The organism is Guptibacillus sedimenti (assembly GCF_028610665.1).
Lineage (GTDB): Bacteria > Bacillota > Bacilli > Bacillales > Guptibacillaceae > Guptibacillus > Guptibacillus sedimenti.
Map to the genome: position 1 here is coordinate 485,732 of NZ_JAQQWV010000001.1, position 14,518 is coordinate 500,249.

Genomic DNA, 14,518 nt, shown 5'->3' on the forward strand with positions numbered 1-14,518 from the left:
CCCCCCCCCCCCCCCCCCCCCCCCCCCCCCCCCCCCCCCCCCCCACACCCCCCCCCCCCCCCCCCCCCCAACGTGGTCGTAGATACAACTTTTCCTGTTCAGTATGAGCAACTGGAAAAATTGGCGCAACGAAAATTACCTAATGACGTTTTTGATTATGTGCAAAGTGGCGCTGGGGCTGAGGAAACGCTTCGGGCGAATCGACAGGCGTTTGAACAGTGGAAGATCGTTCCTCGCTTTCTAACAGATGTCTCGCATCTTTCAACGCAAGTGAAGGTGAATGGAACTGAAATTGCGGCACCGATACTACTTTCGCCTATCGGGATGCAGGGGATTGTTCATGAAGAGGGCGAGCTTGCGACAGCTCGGGCTGCCGCGAAAGAAAATCTCCCGTTTGTATCAAGCACCGTGTCTTCTTATTCAATGGAAGAGATTGCATCTGAAACTCATGGCGTTAGATGGTTTCAACTATACTATCCGAATGATCCTGTTATTGCTAAAAGTTTGGTAGAGAGGGCCGAGACGGCAGGATATGCTGCAATTGTAATCACTGTGGATACGGCGATGCTTGGCTATCGTGAGCGCGATCGCACCAATCGGTATTCTCCTTTTCTTCTTGGTAAGGGAATTGCAAACTATGAAGCTGATCCCGTGTTCGACGAACGAGTGAGTCGGTCGGAGAATGCTTCCTTTTTAGATGAAATGAAAAAGGTTTTCTATAAACCTTCTCTCTGTTGGGAGGACATTGCGTATTTGAAAAGCATTACGTCGCTTCCCATCTATTTAAAAGGAATATTGAGTGCGGAGGATGCGCGGGCTGCTGCAGATTTTGGCATCGAAGGGATTGTCGTATCCAATCACGGAGGACGTCAGCTAGATGGCTGTATTGCCTCTCTTGATGCTCTTTCTTCTATTAAAAAGGAAATTGGTGATGAGCTAACCATTTTATTTGATAGTGGGATTAGACGTGGAGCTGACATCGTTAAGGCACTTGCACTTGGAGCTGACGCTGTTTTTGTTGGTCGCCCCTACCTTTATGGACTTGCTGCAGATGGAGAAGTTGGAGTGCAACGTGTGTTAAAGCAGCTCAAGGAAGATCTCTTTATCTCTTTATCGTTAGCAGGAGTTTCTTCATTAAAAGAACTAAACAAAGAATGGATTCAGCAAGCTTAGGAGGAATGAAAATTGGAATCGATACAAGTGAGAGCAACGCCTGGGCACTATGAATGTCGATCTGGCGTGCTTCAAGAATTACCTCGTCTTCTTCAAGAAGGACGGTTTGAGAAGGTATTTATTCTTTCAGGGCATCGCTCTTGGGAGGCGGCTCAAGAACACTTCCCGGATTTGTCTGATTTTCATACAGCGTACTCTACGTACAATGGGGAATGTTCTGAATCAGAAATTGCAAGACAAGCTGAATTAGCAAGCATCCATGAGGCTGATTTGATTTTAGGTGTCGGGGGTGGAAAAGTTCTCGATGTTGCCAAAGCCGTTGGTCACGAAATGAATAAAGATGTAGCACTTGTGCCCACGCTTGCTTCTACTTGTGCAGCGACCACGCCCCTTAGCGTGAAATATTCAGATGAAGGCGAATTTATTACGTATACTATTTTTCCAAGAAGTACATATCTTGTTCTTGTAGAGCCCGAAATTCTTTTACAGTCGCCAATCGCTTATTTACGAGCGGGGATTGGTGATACGCTTGCCAAATGGTACGAAGCGAGAGCATTAATTGAAGGACTACCTTCTACGCCTGTGTCTGTACAATTAGCATACGAGGTTGCTAAAAGCTGCCGCGATGTGCTTGTGAAGGATGGTGATCAAGCGGTTAAAGATCAGCAAAAGGGTTATCTGAGCGATGCGTTTATCCGCGTCATTGAAACGAATCTTTTATCAGGAGGAATGGTAGGGGGTCTTGGTGATCGCTATGGACGAATTGCTGGAGCGCATTCAATTCATAATGGGCTAACGCATGTTACAGAAGCACATTCTTTTCTTCATGGTGAAAAAGTTGCGTACGGTATTTTAGTACAGCTTGTACTAGAAGGGGAGTGGGCGGAAGTAAGAGGGTTGTTTTCTTTCTATGAGCAAATTGGTTTGCCGCTCTCATTAGAGTTACTTGGGGTTGCATCTGCGAATATGGAAGGCGCCGCTGATGTGATTGCTGAATACGCGACGAAAGAAGGAGAGTCGATTCACTTTCAAACGGCTTTGCCTGTTTCGAAAAGTGATGTCATTGAAGCGATCCTGGGATTAGAAGCTTTGCAACTGACGTTAAGCTGAGCTAATTCCTAAATGCAAGAAAAAGTCCCCTGGCTGCGTTCAACATCCAGGGGGCTAGCTATGGTAAGGGGAGCTTGCGAGCAGATCAAGGTGTCGATTATGGTGATCGCGTATGTGCTGCTGCTGCTGAGGGTTAGTTTTAAAGACGTTCTTGATAAGCAATAAGATTGTCATAGAAATTCCTCCTTATATAATTTAGATGTTAGCGGCGGTTGATTATTTCTTGTTCCAGCACATAAATGTTTTCCATCGGAAGCACCTCCTTCGTTTCTTTTGTTACTTTCATTCTACGCCGCAACGAAATGAAATAAACCGGCCACCGGTTCGGTTTTTATCTCATCCTTAAGAAGGAGATTTCCTCAGTCTTTTACCCATTCGACAAATAACGGGGAGTGACAGGCACTGTTCCGGCGGTTCTACTTGACAGTGCCACAATATGGTAGTATTTTAGATTAATGCCGACTAAACTTATAAGGATTATAAAGTTTAGTCTCAAGATAATATTAAAGAGGGGGAATTCAGTATGGATACATTCATCGTTATTGTGAATATTGCTATTTTACTTGTTCTTATTGGTGTATTAATAAAGATGCAGCAGAAGCATGTATCATTTAGTAAGCGAGTTTTTGCCGGATTAGGTTTCGGTGTCGCGCTAGGGGTTTACTTACAAATTGCATTTGGTGCTAGTTCGGAGATTGTTAGTCAAACATCCGATTGGTATAGCATTGTAGGAAGCGGATACGTTCGCTTGCTCATGATGATCGTTATTCCACTTGTTATGGTCTCGATCATTCAATCGATTACAAATCTTGAGAAGACGTCAGAGCTTGGAAAGATGTCAGGTTGGATCATTGGCATTCTTGTCTCCACTGCAATGGTTGCGGCCATTGTTGGTGTCGGAAGTTCGCTCATCTTTGACTTAAATGCCGAGCAAATTGAAGCGGGGCAGGCAGAGCAGGACCGAGGAAGTTATCTTGAAGAAACGCTTGGTAGCGTAAAGGATATGAGTACTCCAGATAAGATTCTTGCTTTCATTCCCGCTAATCCGTTTGAAGATATGACTGGAGCTCGTCCAACTTCCACGATTGCGGTCGTTATTTTCTCAGCAATCGTAGGGATTGCGGCACTGGGAGTACGACGGAAAAATCCTGAACAAGCGGCCGTTTTCACGAAGGGTGTTAATGCCGTTTATGCAATCGTAATGCGTATCGTTACGCTTGTTCTTCGTTTAACTCCTTTTGGGATCATGGGCTTAATGGCAACAACAGTGGCTCAGACGAACGTAGCAGGAATTCTTGAACTTGGAAAATTCGTTCTCGCATCATATCTCGCCTTACTTGTAATGTTTATCATTCATTTAATTTTGATTGCAACTGGTGGATTAAATCCACTTACGTATTTGAAAAAGGTTCTACCTGTTCTTACATTTGCTTTTACATCACGTTCAAGCGCAGGGACCATTCCGTTGAATATTTCTGCACAGAAAAATAGCCTTGGTGTTGATGAAGGAACAGCGAATATGTCAGCTTCGTTTGGCGCTACGATCGGTCAAAATGGTTGCGCAGGCATTTATCCTGCGATGCTCGCAGTGATGATCGCGCCAACAGTTGGCATCGATCCGCTTAGCCCAGGATTTTTAATTCAGCTTGTGCTAATCGTAGGCATTAGTTCATTTGGGGTCGCTGGTGTTGGCGGTGGAGCTACTTTTGCAGCATTGATCGTCCTTTCTTCAATGAACTTACCAGTTTACTTAGCAGGACTTCTTATTTCTGTGGAGCCTCTCATTGATATGGGACGGACGGCTCTTAACGTAAACGGTGCAATGACATCAGGAACGCTCACTTCCCGTATTCTTGGGAAATTTAATCATGATAAATTTAACGATTCGAAGGCAATTGAAAAAGATATTGCTGTATAAAGAAAGAGGGATCCCGCTTCGATTAAGAAGCGGGGTTTTTTAATTTCTTCAGTACCTTTGCTCGTGCAAGGGGTTATACATGCTGCCATGGCCCTCCCTAGCCATGAATCTTTTTGCCATAAACTTAAGCGGGTGATTCTGTCCGCCTGTAAAATCCTGCAATTGAAGGAAGTGCGGCAGTCACCGTCGAAAAGAAATAAGGGTATAAATGGTCAGGGGGGAAGCGAATGTATTGGCTCAGGCTGCTTGTTTTAAGTCTAGTGATCGTCGTGACGGCTTCTTGTTCATCACAGGCATCGGTTCAACATGAAACAACCGATACAATTCATCTCGTTCCGGAAGGTTTTGAAGGGAAATTGATCGTTATTTATAACGTAGAAGGTGCACCTAAGTTAAAAAAAGAAAAAGGCTTTACGGTGATCCCTTATGATCAGGATGGCACGTACTTAACCTCAACGGAAGATATGGAATATGGGGGAGTAACAGATGAGTTTTATTACGTTGATCAAAAAGATAAGCGTACCTCAATCGAGACAAATTGCACGTATCTGTTCCCGAATAGCGGCATTACTATAGCGGATCGGCGCTTGCTTTATAACGCTTTTTACTTAACACAGTCACACTGCAGTGACGACTTTCACGGAAAAGGTCCGGAAAATGCGAGCAACCGAAATATTACAGGCAGTGTAGAAGAGAAGCTTAAGGAAGAAGGGTTATTGGAGTAACCAAATAACGATAAGAAAACGACGGCGAGTTCGCCGTCGTTTTAGTTTACTCTCTCCCATATTCTCTGTACGTTTACCAAGGTTTCTTCTTCAAACATCAGGCAATACACATCAGGCATATCAAGGTTACGCCAGAAGGTGACATCGTACTTCTGATCGAAATGACTCAAGATTAATGCCAGCAAATTTCCATGGGTTCCAATGATAACGCTTTTTCCTTCATATGTTTTTAGGACGTCCTTTAGTGCAACAATGCCGCGATTACGCGCTTCTTCGTTTGATTCACCACCTGGATGCGCATAGGATTCATTATGCCAAACCATTTCTATCGCTTCCTGGAAATTTTCAACCGACTTTCCGGCGAGCGTTCTTTCTTTAAATGCTTCGATCAGTTGAATGTCCTTATCGTGCTGTAGAGCGATGCCTTCAACTGTTTGAATTGCTCGCTTATATGGACTAGAAAGAATCACGTCGATGTGCTTTTCAGCCATCTGGTGCGTGAGCAATTTCTGATCGTGTTGGCCATTGGATGATAAGCCGCGACCGTACTCATCTGGTGAATAGGTCGAGTGCGCATGGCGAACAAGATAGATTTCTGTTTGCTTCATTGGTTCACCTCTTTAAAGCGGCGGGGGGGCGGTGCCGGCCAGACCCCCCCGCCCGAAATTTGTTTCAAGCAGCCCACGTGTAAGCTGAGTCCGGTTTTTTACACCGGTTTTCTCATAAATACGGCTAAGATGTTTTTTAATTGTAACTTCGCTTAAAGAAAGAGTTTGTGCTAGCTTGGCATTAGAATATCCTTGTATCACAAGTGAAACTACTTCCTGCTCACGAGCAGTAAAGTGGAAATGATGGTCGGGCGTCTCAGATAGATTAACTCCAAGAGCATTTGCGAACGTTTCAAGATAGTGAGAGAGTCGAGCATTTCGTAAATCAAGCTCATAAGTTTTAGAAGGTCGATCAGGGCCATAATCAAAATGCATCGCTTCTGGAATTTCATTAAATCGAAACTGTTCTAATAATTCTTGATAAAAAGGAAGGGGCGTTGAAGCAACGAGAATCCCTTCGGTTAACACAAGCGGAAGAAGATGGTAAAGAAGTGCTTTTCGATCTTCCATCTGTTTTGGGTTTTTCACGCCTAGGTATCGAATGACCCAGCCGGATGGTGTATCTTGTGAAAGAATGCGCTTTTCTTCAGCGGGAGAGATTCTCTTAAAATAACTTCTTGTCACAGGACTGCTTTGCAATTTTCTAAGCGTGTTTGACTGAATGGGTAGCAAGAAAGCAATTCCCTTGACGATTCCATCTCTTTGTCGAAGCAACTTCACGTGGTGAATACCGACGGACTCGATCATTTCTTTTGTCATAAAAGCCGATTCCTGGTTGTTATTTTTAGAGGTGAAGTATTTGTTAAACTTCTCTCCACTGTGCTCATTCGCAAACGGAGTCTGCAGATCTTCGCTGACAAGAGCATTCTCTTCTAAATAAGGAAGAATATCCCTCCAGTCATCTTGATTTGCTGAAGTCATCGTGTACGTTGATAACGTTTCATAATCAAATAACGAGGCTCGCATCATAGGTTCACCTAGCAAGTAAAAAAACTCACTAATTTCCGTAGAATCCACTATTCGATCATGATCGAAAAAGGAACGACAATAAAGCAAAGCGCGCTTCCAGAGCTGATGATAGTAAAAGGGCTTCCTTCTTCTAAGGTCATCTCGCATTGCGCGTTGGAAAAGTGTATTTAACTGCCAGCCGGCTTCCGTTTCTTCAAAAAAAGAAAGAGAGATGAGCGCTTCAAAATCTTTTCGTGATATCGATTGATCAAGCATTACCTCAAGTTTTTCCTGCTGAATGTAGCGACCGATTGATGCCACCTCTATGTAAGGAAGGAGGTGATCATCTTCAAGTTCACTAAGCCATTCCTTTACAACGGTTCGATAAATTTTCTGTTCATCTCTTTCATTCCACTCTTGTGTTTCATTTAATTTCTGCACGCAGAGCGATAAGGCATAAGGATTACCGCTTGAAAATTTCCAGGCTAGCTGTACGAGCTCCGGATCCAATGTTTGGAACACCGAATCGAATTGGCCCATACTAAACCCTTTTAACTCGATCGATGTGATAAAGGGATACCAGATTGACGCTCTCCAGGACGCATTAAGCTGCTTACGACCGCAGAAAATGAGAATGCTGGAAGAGGGTAGCGAAGGAAGAAAGGACTGTCTAAACCATTCATCTAACTTTTCAAATCGTTCGTAGGAATCAATCGCAATGACAAAGCGAATTCCTTGTTTTTCTAGATGTTGGATGTGCATATGAATGGCTTCAAGTGGTGAAATGTATACGTTAGAGGCGCTCATCTGGTCAAGCAATAGTTGAAGAAAAGCAGATGGCTCGGCTTTTGAATATTGTGCATTAACAAGATAAAAAACGACGCCTCGATCCGTGGCTTCTTTTTGATAGTGAGTCATTAATTCGCTTTTCCCGGTTCCTGGTTGGCCATAGACTGAAAGAATACCACTTCCACTATGGTCTAGTAAGCGAGAGAAGCTAGCTAATTCTTTTTCTCTCGTAATATTAAATGGAAAAGCCTTCATCTGACTTTGATCATGATTGGGGTTATCTGGAAGGACCATCCGTATCACACTCCGCTATAAAAGATTACTCGAATTTTGTCTAAGTAGTATACTTTCGTATACTACCCCCAAATTCCTGCTTTTGATAAAATTAATTAATACAATATTCTGAATTTACAAATTGAGGGAGGGATCGCTGTGGAGGCAGGGAATAATCCAGAAAAAATGACGCCAACCCCACGAAAGACTTCAAGCGGATTGGAGGAAAACGTCGCAGGACTGTTGACCTATGTGTTAGGGTTTGTCACTGGAATTATATTTTTATTAATCGAAAAAGAAAACAAGTTCGTTCGGTTTCACGCTATGCAATCCATTGTTGTGTTCGGAGCTTTCTTCGTTATAAGTCTTGTGTTAAATGTTGTTCCTGTTATTGGTACAATCGTTTCTGTTCTGATTTTACCTCCTCTTAGCTTAATTGTTTGGATTGTTTTAATGGTAAAAGCCTATCAGGGGAATCAATATAAGCTTCCAATCGCTGGCGACTTCTCCGAAAAGCAGTTAGCGAAAATGAAATAAGAAAAGCCGCGATTCTCTTTTGGAGAAAATCGCGGCTTTTATTGAATCAGAGCTTCAAGGGCTCAAGAAGACTTCTTTATTTTTTGGTCGTTAATTCTTGATCAACCACTTGTTTCAGGTAGTTCATCACATCTTTTTGAAGATCTGGGCGTGTTAGAGCAAAATCGACGGTTGCTTTAATGAAACCAAATTTATCACCAACATCGTAACGTTGGCCTTCGAATTCATGAGCAAAAACGGCTTGCTGTTCATTCAATACTTTAATCGCATCTGTCAGCTGAATTTCTCCACCAGCGCCTTTAGGCAGGTTTTCAAGAATGGAGAATATTTCAGGAGTTAGAATGTAACGTCCTAAAATCGCATAGTTAGACGGTGCTTCTTCAAGGGAAGGTTTCTCAACAAGAGATTTAATGGGAATAATACCATTGTCGATTTGTTCTCCTTTTGGAGCGATAATCCCGTATTTTGAAACGGCTTCGTCCGCAACTTGTTGAACACCTACAATAGAAGTACGGTAACGGTTGTAGCTATCCATGAGCTGACCAATACACGGCTGCTCTGATTTGACAATGTCGTCTCCAAGGAGAACTGCGAAAGGCTCATTACCAATAAAACGACTTGCGCAGTTAATCGCATGTCCAAGGCCTTTTGGTTCTTTTTGACGGATATAGTGAATGTTAGCTAAATTAGATATTTGCTGAACTTCTTTTAACATCGCTTCTTTTTGCTTCTTGATAAGCGTTTCTTCAAGCTCATAAGATTTGTCAAAATGGTCTTCAATTGCGCGCTTTCCGCGACCGCTAACGATAATAATATCTTCAATTCCAGCGGCAACAGCCTCTTCTACAATATATTGAATCGTTGGCTTGTCCACGATTGGTAGCATTTCCTTTGGCTGTGCCTTAGTTGCCGGTAAGAACCTTGTTCCAAGACCAGCGGCAGGTATAATAGCCTTCCTTACTCTCATGTTGAATCCTCCCAGTAACTAATTGATTTCAAAATCGATATAAGTGCTTACTAATATTAACATATTTCCCGACTTTTTTCCTGCTTTTTCACAACCTAGCAGAATGCACGTAGTACGACGTGCTTAGAGGCTTCAGATACATTTTGTTTATCGTGAATGCCTCTATTACAGAATTTTCGACAACAATAGTCGGTATCCTTCTCAATCCTGAAATGTTAAGATGAAACACACTAAATCCCGTTTATGCGAAAATTTCGCTAGTACGCCTGTGTATAGTTTTATTTCATACAAGAAGGGTAATGAAGGATAACTGCATGTTCGTAAATTATTAAATGAGGTTGATTAAAGAAGTAAGCTCAATTGTTTTGATGTGTAGTCTGTCTAAACGATTGAACTTATTATTCTAAATGACCCTATTCCCATTTTGGTTTAAAAGTATGCGTTGGCTTTATGTTTGTCTATAAGCTCGATCGTATTCACTAAACAGGCATTTATTACAAGCGAATTAAGGGCCACAATTTACCGGGATGTGACGAAGGGTGTCATATGTTGCGATGAAGTTATAGCGACAGCATTGTTTTAACGTAATGAACCTAGTTTTCTCATTAATCCACGATCAGTCAGTCTTAGCTTTTTTGACGTGAGAACATGAAGAATCTAGCAGAGATTGTTCACACAATTGAAAGAAAATAAACTGCTTTTCCCTTATTTTTACAATGATTATTCAATCGAATTCATGTATACTTAAGTATTAGATTGAAAAGATTTATTGAAAAAATAGTCTCATAGAGAGAAAAAAGAGATAAGGCGAAGTTGTGAAGGGATGAAAAGAAATGAAAGAATTGTTCTTTTCCGTGCTTCTCGTCGTGAAGAATGAAGAGAGGTATATACGAAAGTTGCTAGAAGGTGTCTTGCAACAGGAGTTTCCTCAGCATTCATATGAAATTCTAATCGTTGATGGAATGTCGTCCGATCGAACGAAAGATATTATAGAAGATGTTAGTCTTAAGAATCCGGGAAGAATTCGACTATTTGAAAATCCGAAAGAAACCTTACCTACAGGATGGAATCTTGCTATCCAAAATGCAAAAGGAAAGTACATTTTAAGGGTAGACGGTCATACGATGATCCCTAAAGATTTCCTTAAAGGTTACTATGACTTAATTCAACGCAAGCCAAATATGGACTGCGTCGGAGGCGTTATTCGAACGGAAGGAAAAGGATTTTGGGGAACAATTAATGCGTATGTTTACTCACATCCAATGGGAGTCGGGAACTCAATGTTCCGCATTACAAAAAGCTCCAGTAAATGGGAAGGACTTGTAGACACAGTTCCGTATGGTGCTTACAAGCGTGAAGTATTCCAAAAAGCCGGATTGTTCAACGAAAACTTAAGAAGAAGTGAAGATATAGAATTTCATGCGAGGGTTAGAAATCGAGGCGGAAAGTTTTATTTGTCTAGTGATATTGCTTCCACTTATTTTGCTAGAGATAGTGTAAAGACATTTGTTCAAAAGTCTTACGCAGATGGTAAATGGGGTATTATTGCTTCTAGAAGTACAAAAGGTGTAATGAGATTTCGACAGCTTGCTCCCTTGATGGCATTTCTTACGGGAACAGGTCTTGGAATTGGAGCACTCTTTAATGATGCTTTTTTAATCGGGTTACTCTCATTAGTTGCAATTTACCTGATGATGATCGGTGTTTCTTCACTAGGCGTTATCAAACAACATGGTTTCCGCGCATATTTTCCTACGGTGATGCAGTTCTTTCTGCTCCACTTTTCGAGGGGCCTCGGACTAGTAGGCGGATACTTTAGCAAACAATACTGGAAGGTGAAGACCGGTCATGAAAAATGGGCAAGAATTACTACCGACCACATTTCTTGATAACGAGACGATTCTTTCTTATCGAAAGCAGTCTCAAACTTTAAGTTATAAAGAAGATTTATGGTCATGGTATGTACTGCGGCGAATTTCGATTTATATTACCATTTTGTTTATTAAAATGAGTATAAAACCAAATACGGTAAGCTGGATGAGTGCATTCTTTATGATTATCTCAGGCTTATCACTAATGATTGCTACTCCATTATCGATTGTTTTTGCCGCGCTATTTTATAATATTGGCTATCTCTTTGATTGCGTTGATGGTGAAGTTGCTAGAATTACGAAACAAACGTCATCAAAAGGGTATTATATTGACATTATTATACAAGCTGCAGCATTGCCGGTCTTTTTATCGATGATTTTAACTGTCTTAAGACAAGCTGGGATGCTTGAAGTAAATCTACTCGAAATGACAATGATCTATGTGACGATTGTAGCGATTATCATGGCATTACTCGTTCCAATTGCCTACCAGCTAACGAAGTTAACGATGTCGCAATCGACCACTCAGGATCCTGTGAATTCGATCCGCGATGGTTCACTGTTTTTTGATATTGTAGCTGTTCTGCTTGGCCTACCTGGCTTTTATGTTACAGCTGTGTTCATTGTTTTGATTGAACAGGTAACAGGCGCAGAGTTTCTACTTTACTATATATCCTTTTTCCTCGCCATGCTTGTGATAAAGACAGGCCTGCGCGTCATAATTACATCACGCTCATTTGATAAAGGATAGACTTGGGTACAAATCTATTATAAAACAAATGAAGCGCGCGTGATGTTAAGTATTATTAAAAATTGTAAATTGTATGTTAATTCGTGTCTCGTTAAAAAACTATTAAACACTAATAACTGGAGGGGTCGAAATGAAGAAGGTTTTGACTTACGGTACGTTTGATTTATTGCATTGGGGACATATTAATTTATTAAAGAGAGCAAAGGATCTTGGCGACTATCTAATTGTAGCCATTTCAACTGATGAATTTAACGAACTCAAAAATAAAAAGGCGTATCACAGCTACGAAAATCGTAAAGTCATTTTAGAAGCGATTCGTTACGTAGACGAAGTTATTCCTGAAGAACATTGGGAACAAAAAGTAGACGATGTTAAAAATAACGATGTTGATATTTTCGTAATGGGCGATGATTGGGAAGGCAAATTTGACTTCTTGAAAGATCATTGTGAAGTTGTTTATCTTCCACGTACGGCAGGAATTTCAACAACGAAAATCAAGAAAGAGTTGCTTGTATCTAACGGCTAAGCAGTCATAGAATTTGAGAATAAATAGTTGGGGTGCTAGGGATTGTGATGGGACAAATTAGTGTAATAGTAACCGTTTATAATAAACAAGATTATATTCAAAAATGCCTTGATTCTTTGCTTCAGCAGTCTTATCAGGATTTTGAGATTATCCTGATCAATGACGCTTCAACTGATCGTAGTAAAGAAATCATCGAGCATTATCATGACCCAAGACTAAGCTGCTATCATTTAGACACAAATGTTGGTGTCTCAAAAGCGCGCAATATGGGAATTGACCATGCTTCAAATGAGTTCATCTATTTTATGGACGGTGACGATTACCTGGCCCCATATACACTGGAGCTTCTTCTAAGCAATGTTGGAGAAGACCATCTAATTGGTGCGTCTATTTTTAAAGCTGGTAAAATTGACATTCCTACAGAAATTGGAGAAGATTCCTACCACTTACGGAGATTAAGAGGCGGTAGAAAGATTAAAGCTCTCCGCCGTAGAAGTGCGACGAACTTTCTAATTCGCAAAGACTTTATTGAGTATCATCAGCTTCGTTTTGATGAAGAAGCAACGTTTTACGCGGATTTATCATTTTCCATACCTGCGATTGTGCATTCGGAAGAGATTCCGATGATTTCAGGAGTTCCGACTTATTTAAAAGGGGAATGTTACGATCCAATTGACCATCCAACTTTAATGTTGCACTCGGTTGAGGAGAAGCTACCTGACTTATTTTATATTTATCACAAGATGAAGCTATCATATGGCGAAACGAAAAGCATTAGTCGTTATTTGGACTTGCTTTTGTTAAACTATTACTCAAAAAGTATTACAAATAAAGCCACGAAAGAACCATCTGTTTTATTTGATCATTTTACTGCTTTAAAAAACTGTCTTGCCCTCGTGGCCCCAGGAAGAATCAAGCGAAGAAATTTAGTTGAACGAAGAGAACATCGCCTCCTCCAGAAAGGTAAGAAGGAAGCCGTTCTGAAGTCAATGAAGTTTCGCGTTCGCTTAAGACAGTGGCGAAGAGCGTTAAGGAAAAAGCACTTACTCATGCGTCAGCTCTACCGAACTGTCCTTGTGAAAATGCCAATGAAAGAGCGAAAAGTGTTGCTTGAAAGCTTTGGCGGCAAAGGCTACTCTGATAGTCCTCGCTACATTTATGAAGAGCTGTTGAAAAGCAACCAGAAATACGACTATTTATGGGTTTATGATAAGCAGAAAAAGGATATACCTGGAAATCCGAAACAGGTGCGTCGATTAAGTCCAGCATATTATTATCATCTGGCAACGGCAAAATACTGGGTATCGAACGCCAGAATGCCGAATTTTGCTATTAAACGCCCTGAGACGGTGTACTTGCAAACGTGGCACGGTACTCCACTTAAGAAGCTTGCGGCTGATATGAAGGAAGTCCGTATGCCTGGTACAACAACAGAAAAATACAAGCGAAATTTTTATAACGAAGCCCAAAAATGGGACTATCTTGTTTCACCGAATGATTATTCTACGCAGATCTTTAGAAGAGCGTTCAAGTTTGGAAAAGAAATGCTTGATGTTGGTTATCCGAGAAATGATATTCTTTACCTTCCAGAAGAAGAAAAGAAAAAACGACAGCAGGAAATTAAGGCGAAGCTCGATATCCCGACAGATAAGAAGGTCATCCTCTATGCACCAACGTGGCGTGACGATGAGTTTCATGGGAAAGGTCAGTATAAATTTGACTTAAAGTTAGATCTGAAGAAAATGCAGGAGCGCTTAGGAGATCAGTATGTGATTGCTCTCCGAATGCACTATTTAGTTGCTGAGCACATCGATACAACGGGTATGAGTGATTTTGTTTACAACCTTTCTGACTATGGCGATATTGCGGAGCTTTATTTGCTATCAGATGTGTTGATTACCGATTATTCATCCGTATTCTTTGATTACGCGAACCTGCGTCGTCCGATTCTTTTCTTCACTTATGACATCGAAAAATATCGCGATTCACTGCGCGGATTTTATATGGATTTTGAAAATGAAGCACCTGGCCCATTGTTGAAAACATCAGAGGGCGTTCTTGATGCCATTGAAAATCTTGAAAGAATTGAGATCGAGTACGAAAGTAAATTTAATGCATTTTACGATAAATATTGCCATCTTGATGATGGGCATGCAGCTAAGAAAGTGATTAACAGGGTGTTTGAACCCGAAAAAGCTGAAGTGTAGATGCACATTTAAGAAACAGGGTACTGCCGCTGATAAAGGCGAAATGGCACTATCCTGTTTTTTAAAGCGAGAGGGCATTTCAAATGAATCTACTATTTGTCGGGAGTAAGGTGTC

12 protein-coding genes are annotated in these 14,518 nt (G+C 41.2%); 9 read left to right on the forward strand and 3 right to left on the reverse strand.

Going from position 1 to position 14,518, the window contains the following annotated elements:
* Positions 1 to 120 precede the first annotated feature (120 nt).
* The 4 genes from PQ578_RS02375 to PQ578_RS02390 all read left to right on the forward strand — a co-directional run bounded on the left by PQ578_RS02375 (position 121) and on the right by PQ578_RS02390 (position 4,926).
* Entirely contained in the window at positions 121 to 1,173 is a 1,053-nt protein-coding gene (locus tag PQ578_RS02375) for an alpha-hydroxy acid oxidase (protein ID WP_273832034.1), read from the forward strand.
* Between the two features lie 12 nt (positions 1,174 to 1,185).
* Positions 1,186 to 2,283 carry an iron-containing alcohol dehydrogenase family protein gene (locus PQ578_RS02380; protein WP_273832035.1) on the forward strand — a complete coding sequence of 366 codons (1,098 nt, stop codon included), beginning with the start codon at positions 1,186 to 1,188 and terminating at the stop codon, positions 2,281 to 2,283.
* A 523-nt stretch (positions 2,284 to 2,806) separates the two neighbouring features.
* The gene (locus PQ578_RS02385) at positions 2,807 to 4,201 is read left to right on the forward strand and encodes an L-cystine transporter (RefSeq protein ID WP_273832036.1); all 1,395 of its coding nucleotides are present in this window, start codon (positions 2,807 to 2,809) and stop codon (positions 4,199 to 4,201) included.
* Positions 4,202 to 4,428: 227 nt separating this feature from the next.
* Positions 4,429 to 4,926 carry a DUF6843 domain-containing protein gene (locus PQ578_RS02390; RefSeq protein WP_273832037.1) on the forward strand — a complete coding sequence of 166 codons (498 nt, stop codon included), beginning with the start codon at positions 4,429 to 4,431 and terminating at the stop codon, positions 4,924 to 4,926.
* Positions 4,927 to 4,967: 41 nt separating this feature from the next.
* On the opposite strand, the gene PQ578_RS02395 is transcribed toward PQ578_RS02390, so the two are convergent.
* Both PQ578_RS02395 and PQ578_RS02400 read right to left on the reverse strand, forming a co-directional pair.
* On the reverse strand, positions 4,968 to 5,534 hold the full coding sequence (locus tag PQ578_RS02395; protein ID WP_273832038.1) for a histidine phosphatase family protein: 567 nt from the start codon (positions 5,532 to 5,534) through the stop codon (positions 4,968 to 4,970).
* Positions 5,535 to 5,546: 12 nt separating this feature from the next.
* Positions 5,547 to 7,565 carry a LuxR C-terminal-related transcriptional regulator gene (locus PQ578_RS02400; RefSeq protein ID WP_273832039.1) on the reverse strand — a complete coding sequence of 673 codons (2,019 nt, stop codon included), beginning with the start codon at positions 7,563 to 7,565 and terminating at the stop codon, positions 5,547 to 5,549.
* A 138-nt stretch (positions 7,566 to 7,703) separates the two neighbouring features.
* Between PQ578_RS02400 and PQ578_RS02405 the strand changes: the two genes are divergently transcribed.
* Positions 7,704 to 8,081, forward strand: a complete 378-nt coding sequence (locus PQ578_RS02405) for a DUF4870 domain-containing protein (RefSeq protein ID WP_273832040.1) — start codon at positions 7,704 to 7,706, stop codon at positions 8,079 to 8,081.
* A gap of 76 nt (positions 8,082 to 8,157) precedes the next feature.
* Here the strand turns inward: PQ578_RS02405 and galU are convergent, their stop codons facing one another.
* Complete coding sequence (gene galU / locus PQ578_RS02410; RefSeq protein ID WP_273832041.1) at positions 8,158 to 9,048, reverse strand: UTP--glucose-1-phosphate uridylyltransferase GalU; 891 nt, start codon at positions 9,046 to 9,048, stop codon at positions 8,158 to 8,160.
* Positions 9,049 to 9,881: 833 nt separating this feature from the next.
* Here galU and PQ578_RS02415 point away from each other — a divergent pair.
* The 4 genes from PQ578_RS02415 (at position 9,882) to PQ578_RS02430 (ending at position 14,403) form a co-directional block, all read left to right on the forward strand.
* A complete protein-coding gene (locus tag PQ578_RS02415; RefSeq protein WP_273832042.1) occupies positions 9,882 to 10,937 on the forward strand; it encodes a glycosyltransferase family 2 protein in 1,056 nt (351 codons plus the stop codon).
* Positions 10,897 to 11,670, forward strand: a complete 774-nt coding sequence (locus PQ578_RS02420) for a CDP-alcohol phosphatidyltransferase family protein (RefSeq protein WP_273832043.1) — start codon at positions 10,897 to 10,899, stop codon at positions 11,668 to 11,670. Before PQ578_RS02415 ends, PQ578_RS02420 begins: the two co-directional genes overlap by 41 nt.
* Before the next feature lie 130 nt (positions 11,671 to 11,800).
* Positions 11,801 to 12,196, forward strand: a complete 396-nt coding sequence (gene tagD, locus PQ578_RS02425) for a glycerol-3-phosphate cytidylyltransferase (RefSeq protein ID WP_165998134.1) — start codon at positions 11,801 to 11,803, stop codon at positions 12,194 to 12,196.
* 47 nt (positions 12,197 to 12,243) lie between these two features.
* Positions 12,244 to 14,403 (forward strand): bifunctional glycosyltransferase/CDP-glycerol:glycerophosphate glycerophosphotransferase, encoded by a 2,160-nt coding sequence (locus PQ578_RS02430; protein WP_273832044.1) that lies wholly within the window; start codon positions 12,244 to 12,246, stop codon positions 14,401 to 14,403.
* Positions 14,404 to 14,518: the final 115 nt, after the last annotated feature.

Coding starts and splice junctions, on each gene's coding strand:
- PQ578_RS02385 (WP_273832036.1), top strand. CDS start 2,807: ATGGATACATTCATCGTTATTGTGAATATTGCTATTTTACTTGTTCTT.
- PQ578_RS02390 (WP_273832037.1), top strand. CDS start 4,429: ATGTATTGGCTCAGGCTGCTTGTTTTAAGTCTAGTGATCGTCGTGACG.
- PQ578_RS02395 (WP_273832038.1), bottom strand. CDS start 5,534: ATGAAGCAAACAGAAATCTATCTTGTTCGCCATGCGCACTCGACCTAT.
- PQ578_RS02400 (WP_273832039.1), bottom strand. CDS start 7,565: ATGGTCCTTCCAGATAACCCCAATCATGATCAAAGTCAGATGAAGGCT.
- galU (WP_273832041.1), bottom strand. CDS start 9,048: ATGAGAGTAAGGAAGGCTATTATACCTGCCGCTGGTCTTGGAACAAGG.
- PQ578_RS02415 (WP_273832042.1), top strand. CDS start 9,882: ATGAAAGAATTGTTCTTTTCCGTGCTTCTCGTCGTGAAGAATGAAGAG.
- PQ578_RS02420 (WP_273832043.1), top strand. CDS start 10,897: ATGAAAAATGGGCAAGAATTACTACCGACCACATTTCTTGATAACGAG.
- tagD (WP_165998134.1), top strand. CDS start 11,801: ATGAAGAAGGTTTTGACTTACGGTACGTTTGATTTATTGCATTGGGGA.
- PQ578_RS02430 (WP_273832044.1), top strand. CDS start 12,244: ATGGGACAAATTAGTGTAATAGTAACCGTTTATAATAAACAAGATTAT.